This is a genomic window from uncultured Campylobacter sp., assembly GCF_937996225.1.
GTDB lineage: Bacteria > Campylobacterota > Campylobacteria > Campylobacterales > Campylobacteraceae > Campylobacter_B.
The window spans coordinates 17,723-31,147 of the sequence record NZ_CALKTC010000047.1 but is presented as its reverse complement, the minus strand read 5'-3'; the positions used below and the strand labels follow the sequence as shown (position 1 = coordinate 31,147).

The following is a 13,425-nucleotide window of genomic DNA, read 5'->3' as shown; positions in this document are numbered from 1 at the left end:
AAATCTTTCATTCATTTCACATTAAAGGAGAGAAAATGAAAAGACGCGAATTTTTAAAAGGCGTTGCCGCGAGTGCGGCAGGTGCGGCGAGTGCGAACGCCACTAGCATTATCAGCGACGATCTGATGAATAGCGAGGATGCGCCGATCACCGCCTCGCATTTCGGCGCGGTTAGGGCTCTTAGGCGAAACGGCAAATTTGAAGGCGTTTTAAGCGCGAGTGAACTCGATTTTTTCCCGATCAGCCTTACTCAGGGGCTTGCGGCGCGCACATACGACGCTACGCGCATCGCGCGACCATGCGTGCGAAAAGGCTATCTAGAAAAAGGCTGGCAGAGCGACAAAAGCATGCGCGGCAAGGACGAGTGGATCGAGATCGGTTGGGATGAAGCGTATAAACTCGTAGCGGACGAGCTAAAGCGCGTACTTAAAGACTACGGCGCAAGCTCGATTTACGGCGGCAGCTACGGCTGGTACAGCGTCGGCAGCGTAAATAACCCGCAAACCCTGCTCGGTCGCATGCTAAATATCATCGGCGGCTACACTACGAGAAAACTTAACTATTCGTGCCACTGTATAAGCGCGATAACCCCGCACATCAGCGGAACGGACGAGGCCAACGCCCTGCAAACCGCGTGGCCTACGATCCTAAAGCATAGCGAAGCGGTGCTCATCTGGGGTGCCGATCCGATCAATACCAATCAGATCGCGTGGGCCGTGCCCGATCACGAGAGCTATTTGTATTTCGCAAAGCTAAAAGAGCAGATGCAAAAGCGCGGCGTAAAGGTGATCACAATCGATCCGGTCTATAATAACACCGCTAAATTTTTAGGCTCTGAGCACATTTCGATCAACCCTACCACCGACGTTGCGATGATGATGGCGATATGTTATGAGATGATGGCGCAAGGGCTTGCGGATGAAAAATTTCTTAAAAAATACACTCACGGCGCAGAGGAATTTAAAGCCTATCTTAAAGGCGAAAGCGAAGATGGGCTCAAAAAAGACGCGGCGTGGGCGTCTAAAATTTGCGGCGTGAGCGAGGATGAGATCAAAGGCTTAGCTAAAATTTTAGGCAGCAAGCGCACTATGATAATGTGTGGCTGGGGTCCGCAGCGCGCTCATCACGGCGAGCAGTTTCACTGGATGGCGACAGTGCTTGCCGCTTTCGTGGGCCAGATCGGGCTTGCGGGCGGTGGATACGGCTTTGGCTATCATTACAGCGACGGCGGCTGCCCTAGCCCCGCAGCTCCCGTAGGAAGCGCGCTAAGCCTCACAAGCGGCGCGGCGACTACCTCTTCGGCTTTCCCGGGCTTAGGCAGCATGAGTATCGTGCCTGCTAGCGAGGGCGAGTGGAAAAACCGCGACAACATCGCAATCCCCGTCTCGCGCATCGTCGATTGTATCAACAATCCGGGCAAGGAGATAGATTTTAACTGCAAAAAGATAACTTATCCCGACATCAAGCTTGCCTACTGGGCGGGCGGCAACCCGTATCTGCACCACCCCGATACGAATTTACTCGCGCGCACGTTTGAAAAGCTCGACACCTTCATAGTCCAAGAGTGCTTCTGGACGGCGAGCGCGCGCATGGCCGATATCGTGCTGCCCGCTACCACCGAGCAGGAGCGCGACGACATAACCAAGTCGCATACGAATAAATTTATCATCGCTATGCATAAGATCGCCGAACCTTACGAGCAGGCGCAAAACGACTATAAAATTTACTGCGAAATTCTAAAACAGTTCGGCGAGAAGGAGTATATGGCGTTTAGCGAGGGCAAGAGCGAGATGGAATGGATCAAGCAGTTTTACGACGCTTCGAAGAAAAAAGCGGACGCATCGAAGATAAAGATGCCGGAATTTGAGGAGTTTTGGAAAAAGGGCTTCGTGAAATTTGAAATTCCAAAGCACGCCTACGAATACGTAGCGATGGAGGAATTTAGAAAAAATCCTATCATAAATCGCCTCGGAACGCCGTCTGGAAGGATCGAGGTCGTCTCAAAAAAGATCGCCAAAGCGGCGCTGGACGACTGCCCTGCGCATCCAACTTGGATGGAGCCGATGGAGTGGCTGGGGAACGCGCAAAAGACGCAAAAGTATCCGCTAAATTTAATAACCCCGCATCCGAAATACCGCCTGCACGGGCAGCTAAACAACACTTGGCTACGAAGCTTAGAAGAAATTGACGGTCGCGAGCCCGTGTGGATGCACCCTAAAGACGCCGAAGCAAGAGGGCTTAAAAACGGCGACGTAGTTAGGGTTTTCAACGATCGCGGTGCCGCGCTTGCGGGGCTCATCGTCACCGAAAACGTAAAGCAAAGCGTCGTGAGGATGCAAGAGGGCGGCTGGTGGGATCCGCTCTTTAGCGATAGCGGCGATATGTGCGTACACGGCAACGTAAACGTGCTGGTACCAAACGAGCCCAGTTCGAAGCTTGCGTGCGGCAACCAAGCCACCGCGCTAGTTCAGATCGAGAAATTCCAAGGTGAGCTTCCGCCGCTTGCGGTATTTTCACAGCCGAAATTCGGCAAAAGGAGCTAACGATGAGACAAAATTTTAAAATTTACGCGCTCGGGCGAGGTCAAATTTCATCGCCTCACTCAGTTAGAATTTCATCGTCCGGCGCAGGTGAAATTTCATGCGAAACGGATAAAATTTGCGCACCCGAGCGAGGTAAAATTTTATCCAAAGCGCTAGCGGCGTTTTTACTCGCGGCAGCTTGCCATTTGGGCGCGACGGATCTTTTCGTCGCGGCTCAAACCCCGCTTCTAAACAAAGCGGGCGGCAAGGAGATCGCCAAGCTGCACGTAGGCGCGAAGCTGCAAGTGCTAAAGGACGGCAAAGACTACGTACAGGTGCGATACGCGGGCTTCGTGCCCGAGGGAAGCAACGTAAGCTACGCGAGGCTTGGGATTTTGGAGCAGGATTTGCAAGCACAAAATGCAAAGAGCCTAAAGACGCTAAAGACCGTGAAGGACGACTACGATAACGAATGGGCGAACGTCACTATCGACGGCTACGTCGCGAAGCTTGCCGTGACGGACGACGCGGCTAAAATTTACGACGCGGGAGAAAATCTATTCAAAGAGCGCTGCGGCAGCTGTCACGCGCTGCACGGATACGACGAGTTTAACGTCAATGTCTGGCCTAGCGTGGTCGAGACGATGATACAAAACTCGGGGCTGCAGCCCGACGAATACGAGACGCTCGTGCGATTTTTGCAAAGCAAAGCGCCGGTGGAATGAAATTTAAAGCGCTTGCTATTTACGCAGCGGGTGGAATTTATCACTTAAATCTCGCCCGCTAAGTAAACTTAGAATTTTAATACTCGAAGCGGAATTTAGTTTTAAAATCTACAAAGTAAAGCTCTGCCCAGGAAATTTCGGCTATGAAATTTTGCGCTAGCACCCTTTTGTGCGAGTAAGCTCATTCGCCACGGCGTAAATTTCGGCTATAGACTTATGCGCGGAATTCTGCTTGATTTCGCGCAGTAAAATTCTACCGCTACGCGATAAATAATAGAATTTTTCCACAATATTTGCTGTAAAATTTCACGCTCGGCGCGCATTTTGCCTATATCACAAAACGCAGCAGCCACAAAATTTCACGCGATAGCTTTCCGCCGCAGATGGAATTCCACCGCTCAAATTTTAGATTTTTAAAGCGAAATTTCAAATAAAATTCGTGCCATAAACCCATCGCGTAAATTCTATACCGAAAACTATAACTGCGTGACATCGATATGGATTTTAATCTAAATTTTACTCATAAATTTTGAGATTATTTTATAAGTGCATAGCACACGACTCGCAGGAATAAAATTTTAAGCAGATTTTGTGCAAAATTTCAAAATGCGGCCCAAACTTGCAAGCAGATAAATTCGCTGTAGCCTTGCGTTTAGAATTCCGCGCTAGTGATAAATTTCGCATCTTTACGTCGGTGCAAATTTTAAAATTCTATGCAGGAGATAAAATTATAAGCCCGCGCAATGCATGAATTCTAAAATTCCGCATCGCCTATAAAATTCCATGCCCCACACGACACATAAATTTTGAAATTTTAAAATTTCACGCCGCAGATAAAATTTAGGAATTTCCTTTTGCGGTAAAATTTTAAAGCTCTACCACAAATCCTCTGTCCGCGCGGCGAGTTCCAAATCTGTCTAGAACTTAGATTTTCCTCACCAGCTCAGGAATTATCGCTTCGAAATCGACCCCTTCGTATCCGTTGCGCTCCTCGTCGCTCATCGTCTCTTTGATAGTGCTGACGACGAAGTCCGCAGCGATACGGACCGCAGTTTCCAGGGACTTGCCGCGCATTATTGCGCCGAAGGCTACGGCGGCGAAAATATCGCCGGTGCCGTTAAATTTAACCGGCAGCAGCTCGTGAAAATACTCGTTCGTCCTGCCCGTGCGCGCATCGTAGCTGAAAACCCCGCACTGATCGGCGATGTAGCCGATACCCTTTAAAATAACCTGTCTGGCGCCCAGCTCTCGAAGCCTTGCAAGCAGATCCATTATGAAATCCCTATCCGCATCCTCGCGGTACGGCACGCCTGTAATCGCGCAGGCCTCGGTGATATTGGGCGTGATTACATCGGCCTGAGCGCACAGAAGCGCCATCATACGGGCAAAATCCTCATTAAAGCCCGGATAAAACACGCCGTTATCGCCCATGCAAGGATCTACCAAAATAGTTTTGCCCGCGCCGCCGAAGCTCGCAAATAGCTCGCCCATAATCTCGATCTGCGCTGCCGAACCCAAAAAGCCCGTGTAGATGCCGTCAAACACCACTCCGCGGTCTTTCCAGTGCGCCATGATCGCGCGTATCTGCGAGCTTAGATCACAAAAGGTGTAGCCCGAAAAGCCCGTATGCATCGATAAAACCGCCGTAGGGATCACGCTCGTGCTCATCCCCATCGCGCTAAGTATCGGCAATGCAACGGTCAGCGAAACCTTGCCCACGCAGGATATATCTTGAACGGTAAGAACTTTTTTCATCACAATTCCTAAAATTTTTGGCTCTATTTTACCGCTATTTATATTAAAAAGGCGAATTTAAATAAAATTTACTCTACGAATAGTCTAAATTTATAATATTTTTGGCGTTTTTCCGCTAAATTTTAAATTGAGTTCGCCGTAAATTCGGCACTCAAAAAATCAAAAAAGGCAAAAAATGATAACCGCAAAAGCTCTTTACGCATCCGCTCGCCTTAGATCGCTACCTCTTAGCGTCTCGGGCGTACTGCTCGGTAGCGGCGCGGCATACGGCGCGGGCACGTTTAGAGCCGATATTTTCGCGCTGGCGCTGCTTACGACGCTGCTGTTTCAGGTGCTAAGCGATTACGCTAACGACTATGGCGACGCGGTAAAAGGCACCGACGACGAGGGCAGACTGGGGCCGCGCCGCGCGATCCAAACGGGACAGATGAGTGCCGAGCAGATGAAGCGCGTCATAGTCGTTACGGCGCTGCTTTCGGCATTTTCGAGCCTTGCGCTAAGCGTTTTGGCATTCGGCGAGCGGTTTTATCTCGTGGCTCTATTTTTGACGCTTGGCGGCGCGTCGATATACGCCGCGATCCGCTACACCGTGGGCGCCGGCGCATACGGCTATAAGGGGCTTGGCGACGTTTTCGTGTTTTTGTTTTTTGGGCTTTTGAGCGTACTGGGCTCGTATTTTTTATATGCCCGCTCGCTTGATGCGGCGCTACTGCTGCCTGCGTGCGCGTGCGGGATGCTAAGCACCGCCGTGCTAAATCTAAACAACATGCGCGACATCCAAAACGACGCGCTCAAGGGCAAGCGCACGATCCCCGTTCGTATCGGACTGCGCGCAGCCAAACGTTACCACTACGCGCTGATCGCGGGCGGAGCGGGATTGATGCTTTGCTACTCGCTTTTGCGCGGCGGCTCGGGCGTGAGATTGCTCTACGCGCTGAGCTTCGCGCCGCTACTTCGGCATCTCTTTTTCGTCTCGCGCGTGTGGGAGTGCTGCCACTTCGACGGACAACTCAAGGTCGTCGCGCTGTGCACGTTTGCAATGTCGGCATTGTTTTTCGCGGGGGAGATTTTGGGCTAAATTTGAATTAAATTTAAAATCAAGCGCGCCTCTCGGCCCGTTTCGAGGCGCTTAACCGAGATAAAATTGAAAACACACGCACATTAAACCTACGCCCGGTCCCTTCGGGCGCCACTCGGTTGAGTTTTGAGTAAATTGTGCGAGGCAAACCGCAAGAATTATACAAACAAGCGCCGCGCCACCCGAGCTTTCAATGTATCAAATTTCAGCGATCTCGCGTCAAAATTCGCGCACATTTATGCTGCTTTGACCGCATTTTGCTCTGCGCGAGTTTGCGCCGCCTCGTTTTGTGATAGCTCCCGCCATTCATCGAAGCGGCGCTTAAGGATTGTGAGCGCGTAGAATACTTGCCGATAGAATCGCTTGCTGAGCGTATTGTTACCAGCCGCCATTTCTATTATCGGCTTTTCCGTGCTTTAGTACTCCGGTTTCCAGATACAGTTTTTGACCGTTTTTTCCACGTTATCCGTTGCAACGCGGTTTAATTTTTGACGGACGGCACAAGAGGCGACTGCGACGGCAACCGCTTCGGAAAATTCCGTCAGCCGCGCTACCGGCGGTAAAACCGCTTCTCCGGGTTTTCCGGTTTCAAGAAAGGCTCCAAGCGAATGTGCAGCTGCCGAGATCATTTCATCCGTCACGAGCTTTGAATTTACCGCGATACTGCCTAATCCCAATCCCGGATAAATCAGCGCGTTATTTGCCTGCCCGATTGTGTACGTGACGCCCTTGTATTCCACCGGATCGGCAGGAATTCCCGTTGCCACCATTGCGCGGCCATCCGACCAATGAATTAAGTCCGAAGCCGTAGCTTCAGCCAGTTCCGTAGGATTACTGAGCGGAAAAATAATCGGGTGCTCGCACCATGACGCCATAGCGCGAACGATCTCTTCCGTAAAGGTTTTCGGCGCTGTCGATGTTCCCACAAGGATCGTCGGACGTATGGCCATAACCGCTTTTGTAAGAGAGACGGGCTCTCTCACATTACCAAATTCGCTACGTTTTCGCGCAAACGGTTTTTGTTCGGGCGTCAGGTCGTCCATGTCGTCGAACAGCAGCCCCTGCTTATCCACCATATAAAAACGGCTGCGGGCTTCGTCTTCGGAAAGACCTTGCGCGACCATTTCTCTGAATATGCGATCCGTGATTCCCGCTCCTGCCGTTCCCGCGCCGAAGCACAGATATACCTGCTCCGTAAGCTTTTGCCCGTTGATTTTCATAGCGCCGAGAATTCCCGCAAGTGTAATAATTCCGGTTCCTTGACAGTCGTCGTTGAATACAGGCAAAGTTTTCTGATATGTTTGTAAAACCTTTGCGGCATTCGATCTGCCGAAGTCTTCAAAGTGAAGGTATAAGTCGGGGAAAAGTTTTTCCGCCGTCGTTACAAATTGATCGATGAAGCGGTAATATCTATCGCCGTATATTCTCTTGTGGCGATTTCCGAGATAGAGCGGATCATTCAGCAGCGCTTCCCTATTCGTTCCGCAATCCAGCACGACTGGCAGTACTGATTTCGGGTCAATTCCGGCGGCGGCAGTATAGACCATCAGTTTTCCTACGGAGATATCAACGCCGTTCGTTCCCCAGTCGCCGATACCGAGAATTTCTTCCGCGTCGGTCGCAACGATAAGTCTGATGTGTCTGTCACCGGCGGCATGACGGAGCGCATCTTCAATTTGCTCAGGAGCGTCGATCGACAAAAATGCCGCACCCTGCGTATCGACAAACTGCTCACTGTACTGTTCGATACTTTCTGCGATAACCGGATCATAAACAATCGGCATCAACTCTACAATATGTTCATGGAATACGTGATAGAAAAGCGTTCGGTTGTGATTGAAAACATCCATAAGAAATCTTCTCTTTTCTATTTTGGAAGTTTTTCGTTCCATCTGGCGGTAGATCCTGTTGGCTTGCGTTTCGATATCGTCGATACACGGAGGAAGCAGTCCTTCCAGATGATACTTTTTCCTTTCTTCGGCAGAAAATGCCGTTCCCTTGTTCAAAAACGCATCATTGATGTGGTCATAGCCGTACTTTTCCATATGTGCTCCTTTGTTTTATTTGAGTCTTGCTTTTCGATTCGAATAAATTATACTGCTTCAGTCTAAATTTACTATCAATCAAAATTTTACCGCGCAAGGGTGCTTCGTATGGATAAATTTAATCAATCGAGCGAAATTTTACCGCAAATAGAGGCGATGAAAAGATGGCGAAAACGCAGCAACAGGCAATGCAAATTTAAAAGCGGCTCTGCCGAAACAGAGCCGCTCAATTTAAATTTTACTTCTCAAACGCCTTTTCTAGGCTAAACGGAAACGCTTGATAGCCCATCGCATTGGTCATTTTTATCTCGATTGACGGCTCTTTTGCGCCCCATTCAAACTCGTTGATGTGAGGGCTAGGCACGCCGACCGGGCGACCCTTGGCAATGTCAAACTGCATGCCGGCAACCGCCGAGTAAACCATCACGCTATCAAGGTCGTCTTGATACTGCGCTAGCGAAGTGACCGAGCTGTACCACTCGCTGCCGCGCTGTTTGCCGTACTCCCAGAGCTGCTCGACGGTTTTGGCGTTCTCATCAATTTTATAGACGACCGCGCGGGAGTATTTCATGCCTGCCATCGCAGGCTGCTCCATACCGCGGGTGTCGCCGTTGTCAAAGACGGTGAGATACACGACGCCTTTTTTGGACTTGCTGTCGATGCGAAATGCCGTATGCTGCGTCCACTGCCAGTCAAATCCGCCCTTCTCGCTCTCGTATCCCGGGCATTTTGAGTACTCGTCCTCGCAGACGATTTTTTTGCCGTCTTTATCTACCGGCTGGAGCAAGTAGCCCTTGAATTCGTCCTTCCAGCCCTTGTGCGCGCCCATTATCCACTTGATCTTTTTGTCGCGGCCAATCTTGATGACGGCGTCTTGGTGGCGGCTGGAGATGATGATGCTATCATCGCTTGGATCATAATCCACGCTATTTACGTGCGCCCAGTTGCGTCCAGGGCCCGAGCCCACGATGTCGCCCCATTTTTCGTTCGTATCCATCGCGGCTAACTCGTCCGTGCTCGCGGTGTGGCCCGCCTTGCTAGCATCGATATTTAGGCAAACAGCACCCTGATCGAGCGTTTTTAGCACGATGTCGCGATACGGATCTAAAATTTCATACAGCCTAAAATCATCCACGACGTTGCCGTCCCTATCGACCTCGACGATGACGTCGCGCACGGTGCGGACGTTTTTACCGTCGGCGCGTTTATAGTTTGCGTTTGCTGCGCGAAGGAAGTAATGTCCGTTTTGCGCTACGTCCATCGAGTGCGAGAAGTCGTTGTATCCCGCAGGCAGCTCGCGGTTAAAAATTTCGCGACCCATTATGTCGTATTTGGCGTATCGCTGCCCGTAGCCCCACGTCATCGCGCCGTCGTCGTTTTGTTTAAAGCCCATCATGACGCCCGCGCTAAACGGCTGCTTGAGGTCGTAAATTTTACTCGGCTCCAGATACCAGCGCACTTCGCCTTTGGTGTCTAGTATGAAGTTGTTCGGGCTGTAGTTCCACTCGATCGCGCCGCCTGCGGGGTTATTCCACACGACTTTGGTGCCTTTGCCGGTTTTATTTACGAAGTTATTTACGTAGTAGAGGCGGTTAGCAAATTTAGCGCTCGGAGCCTTCACGACCTCGATTTTATCAAACAGCGCGCCCTTTTGAGACGGCATGCCGGAGCTTTCTAGATAAATCGCCGGAGCGTAAATTTTATAGCTTTCTTTTACGTGCTCAGTTTGGCCCTTGTAAATTTTATCGTACTCGACCTCGACGGTGTTTTGATAGTCGGGATAGAGCCCAAAAACGGGGATTCCGCCGTGCGTGCGAAGGTGCTTGTCGGCGACCTTATAGCTGATCGTCTGACCGTCCGGCTTCGGCACGATAGTGACTTTTGCATTTGCTAGCGTGTAGCCGCCGTTTTTGATGACCGCCGTTAGAGGCGCGATGTCGTATGGGTTTACGACTACTTCGCCGATCTTGCCCGGGACGGCGTAGTCTATGTGCGCGCCGCTAGGTCCGCCGATAGCCAGCGCAGCCGTGCTTAGACCGCCGAGTAACGCCGCAGCTAGTGCAAATGAAGAAAGAGTTCGCTTCATCTTATTCTCCTTTGAATTGGTTTGATATCGTAATTTTAATCAACCTCGCTAACGTAGAAATCACGCGTTTATTAAAACTTGCTTAATTGTAAAAAATAATTTTAAATTTTGGCTTTTGTGCCAAAATTTAGTCGAAATTTTATAAATTTAATCTAAAATTTATCTTAGCGTGAGTTCTGCGGCGGCGAGAGGATATAAAATTAACGCAAACAAAATCATTTTAAGGAGCACTCCATGAACCTACTTTCTAAATTTAGCAAAGGCTTTTTAGCCGTAGCGATGTTCGGCGCCATAAGCGCTGCCGCGTTTACCGAGGGCGAGGACTATGTAAAGCTGCAAAAGCCGCTACCAGTCGAGCAAAACACGCTAGTTAAGGTCTTTAGCTATGTATGCCCGTTTTGCTACAAATACGACAAAACCGTCACGCCAAAGGTCGTAGAAAAGGTCGCGGGGCTAAAATACGTGCCGTTTCATCTAAAAACCAAGGGCGAATACGGCGAGGCAGCGAGTAAAATTTTTGCCGTCTTAGCCGTGATGGACGAGGAAAAGGGCGTGAGCCTGCTAGATGAAAACTCGCTGTTTAAAAAAGCTAAATTTGCCTACTACAAAGCCTATCACGATCAAAAGCAGCGCTGGAGCGACGGCAAGGACGAGGCTGCGTTTTTAAAGACGGGGCTTGATGCGGCGGGCATTAGCGAAGCGGACTATCAAAAAAAGCTAGAGGACCCAAAGGTCGCCGAACTGCTTAAAAAATGGGACGAGAGCTACGACATAGCCAAGATCCAGGGCGTGCCGGCGTTCGTCGTAAACGGCAAATACCTCATCATGACGAAGTCCATCAGCTCTATCGACGGCATGGCGCAGCTAATTGAAGAGCTGCTTAAAAAATAGGGCGCGGGCATGAAATTTGCGGAAAAAATAGCGAAATTCGCAGATAGCCGCATGCCGTGGGCGATCCTCATAGTAGTGAGCATAGGGCTTGTTATCCTCGCGCACTCGCTGTTTCAAAACTACGTCTATATGCCGCCTTGCGAGCAGTGCGTCTATATCCGCTTTGCCTTTTTGTGCATGGCGCTAGGAGGCCTGGTAGCGATCATAAATCCTAAAAATTTGCTCCTCGCGGCGGTCGGCTACCTGCTAGCCTTTTGGGGCGCGATCCAGGGCATAATGTATAGCGTAAAGCTCGCCAAGATCCACGACGCCGTGCACGGAGACGATCCATTCGGCGTGCAGGGCTGCTCGACCGAGCCGCATTATCCGTTCGGCCTGCCGCTTGAGCGGTGGGCGCCGGATTGGTTTTTGCCGACGGGAGATTGCGGCTACGATAATCCGCTGGTGCCCGACGGCGTCACGCTAAGCGGCTTTCAGAAGTATCTCGTCGATCTTTACGAGGACGGCTGGTACCTGATCCCATCAAGCAAATTTATGTCGATGGCGGACTGCACGCTAATCGGCTTTGGCGTATGCTTCGTCGTGCTTGCCGCGATGTTCGTTTGCAAAATTTTAACTATCAAGAAAGCTTAAATCGGTCTAAATTTAGACCGATTTTGCTATACTGGGCGCATGAAAGCCTTACGCGAACATAATTTTAAAATCTACTTCATCATCATTTTCGCAAGCCTTTTCGTGGTGCTTTTGGGCGTGAAAAACTATGAGGACGCCAAGGCGCAGATCACGGCGCTCGCGGATAAAAACAAGATCGCCGCGAGCGAAAATATCGTCGGGAATTTCTCGTTTTGGCTGGACGAGCGGCTGCACTCGCTGGTGCGCGCGGCTAAATTTATGCAAAACGCAGGCGCAATACGAGACGACGAAAAGCTCGGCGACTTCATACGGCTTTTTAAAGAAAACTCCGCAGAATTTGACGCCTTACAGTTTTTGCGCGAGGATGGAGAAATTTTCGTAGACGGCAAGGAGCTGGGCGACGATGAAGCGATGCCAAAGGGCCTGCGCACGGGGCTTGTGTGGTTTGAGGAGACTAAAAGCACGCTCGCACCCACGGTAAATTTTATGCAGCGCCATAAAATTTTGGGCGAGCCGACGCTAAATTTATGCGTACCCGTCATGGACGGCGGCTCATTTGCGGGAGTGTTTTGCGGCGTCGTGAAGCTGCAAAACATACTAAAAAATATGGAAAAATTTAAGCTCGCGCCAGATTCCTACGCCTTTATCGTAACCCACGGCGGCGAAATTTTAACGCCGATGAAGGATGCGGCGCTAAAAAAGCAGATCGAGGATAAATTTAAAGAGATTTTCCTGCGTGACGAGGACATCACGAGCCTAAATATCGGATCAAATTTCATCTCCGTCGCCGAGATCCCCACGCTAAACTGGTTCATCGGCGCAGGTACGGACAACGAAAAAGAGCTCGCCGCGCTGCTTAACTCCGTGCTAAAAAACGCCCTTATCCTGCTTTTTGCGTTCGCAGCGTTGGCGCTCGTGGCAAATTTCCTCCATAACTTTATGTATTCAAAAATCAAAAACCTGCAAGACGACTACGAGGCCCTACTCAAGCACAAAGCCCGTATGAGCGAGGCGGGCGAGCTAATCAGCGGCATAAATCATCAGTTTATCCAGCCGGTTAATTCGCTAAATTTGATGATATCAAGCCTGCTCATGCTACAAAAAGACGGCAAGCTAGACGCCGCGACGCTAGAGAGTATGCTGCAAAAAGGCCAGGCTGCGACCGTGCTTTTAAGCGATACGATCGAGATTTTTAGAAATTTTTATAAAACGAGCGACAACCCGCAAAAATTTAGCGTGCAGCGCTGCATAAAAGACCTGCTAAAGCTCATGCACACCGAACTTAGCAAGGCAAACGTCGCGGTAAGCTTGCGCGAGTTTCAAGACGAAGAGGTCACGCAGCGAATGGGCATCGTGCAGCAAATTTTACTCATCCTCATTCACAACGCCAAAGACGCGGTCGTGGAGCGATACAAAGACGAGATCGCCAAGCGGCAAGTTTTTTTGGACGTCAAATTTGAAAACGACATGTGCAAAATATCCGTCACGGACTACGGCAGCGGCGTGAGCAAGGAGCTTCGGGATAAAATTTTAACCCAGCCAAAAACCACCAAAAAACAAGGAAGCGGTATCGGGCTGTATTTTGGCAAAAAGCTCGCAAACGAAAAGCTCGCAGGCGACGTCAAACTGCTGAGTGCGGGCGATCCGACGACGTTTGAGCTCGGCTTTGAGATAAATTTAAAGGAGTGAG

9 protein-coding genes are annotated in these 13,425 nt (G+C 50.2%); 6 read left to right on the top strand and 3 right to left on the bottom strand.

Going from position 1 to position 13,425, the window contains the following annotated elements; translation table 11 throughout:
* Positions 1-35: 35 nt before the first annotated feature.
* Positions 36-2,543, top strand: a complete 2,508-nt coding sequence (locus tag Q0174_RS05710) for a molybdopterin-dependent oxidoreductase (protein ID WP_298042256.1) — start codon at positions 36-38, stop codon at positions 2,541-2,543.
* Between the two features lie 2 nt (positions 2,544-2,545).
* Positions 2,546-3,247: a hypothetical protein gene (locus Q0174_RS05705; protein ID WP_298042254.1), complete on the top strand. Its 702-nt coding sequence runs from the start codon at positions 2,546-2,548 to the stop codon at positions 3,245-3,247.
* A 924-nt stretch (positions 3,248-4,171) separates the two neighbouring features.
* Here Q0174_RS05705 and Q0174_RS05700 read toward each other — a convergent pair.
* On the bottom strand, positions 4,172-5,002 hold the full coding sequence (locus Q0174_RS05700) for a pyridoxamine kinase (RefSeq protein WP_298042251.1): 831 nt from the start codon (positions 5,000-5,002) through the stop codon (positions 4,172-4,174).
* 175 nt (positions 5,003-5,177) lie between these two features.
* Here Q0174_RS05700 and menA point away from each other — a divergent pair, with 175 nt between their 5' ends.
* On the top strand, positions 5,178-6,080 hold the full coding sequence (gene menA, locus Q0174_RS05695; RefSeq protein ID WP_298042248.1) for a 1,4-dihydroxy-2-naphthoate octaprenyltransferase: 903 nt from the start codon (positions 5,178-5,180) through the stop codon (positions 6,078-6,080).
* 416 nt (positions 6,081-6,496) lie between these two features.
* On the opposite strand, the gene Q0174_RS05690 is transcribed toward menA, so the two are convergent.
* Positions 6,497-8,125: a malolactic enzyme gene (locus tag Q0174_RS05690; protein WP_298042245.1), complete on the bottom strand. Its 1,629-nt coding sequence runs from the start codon at positions 8,123-8,125 to the stop codon at positions 6,497-6,499.
* 238 nt (positions 8,126-8,363) lie between these two features.
* Entirely contained in the window at positions 8,364-10,211 is a 1,848-nt protein-coding gene (locus Q0174_RS05685) for an aryl-sulfate sulfotransferase (RefSeq protein WP_298042243.1), read from the bottom strand.
* Between the two features lie 234 nt (positions 10,212-10,445).
* Here Q0174_RS05685 and Q0174_RS05680 point away from each other — a divergent pair, with 234 nt between their 5' ends.
* The 3 genes from Q0174_RS05680 to Q0174_RS05670 are packed head-to-tail and all read left to right on the top strand — an operon-like array spanning position 10,446 to position 13,424.
* Entirely contained in the window at positions 10,446-11,102 is a 657-nt protein-coding gene (locus tag Q0174_RS05680) for a thiol:disulfide interchange protein DsbA/DsbL (RefSeq protein WP_298042241.1), read from the top strand.
* Between the two features lie 9 nt (positions 11,103-11,111).
* The gene (gene dsbI, locus Q0174_RS05675) at positions 11,112-11,735 is read left to right on the top strand and encodes a protein-disulfide oxidoreductase DsbI (protein ID WP_298042239.1); all 624 of its coding nucleotides are present in this window, start codon (positions 11,112-11,114) and stop codon (positions 11,733-11,735) included.
* A 39-nt stretch (positions 11,736-11,774) separates the two neighbouring features.
* Positions 11,775-13,424 (top strand): sensor histidine kinase, encoded by a 1,650-nt coding sequence (locus tag Q0174_RS05670; RefSeq protein ID WP_298042236.1) that lies wholly within the window; start codon positions 11,775-11,777, stop codon positions 13,422-13,424.
* Position 13,425: the final 1 nt, after the last annotated feature.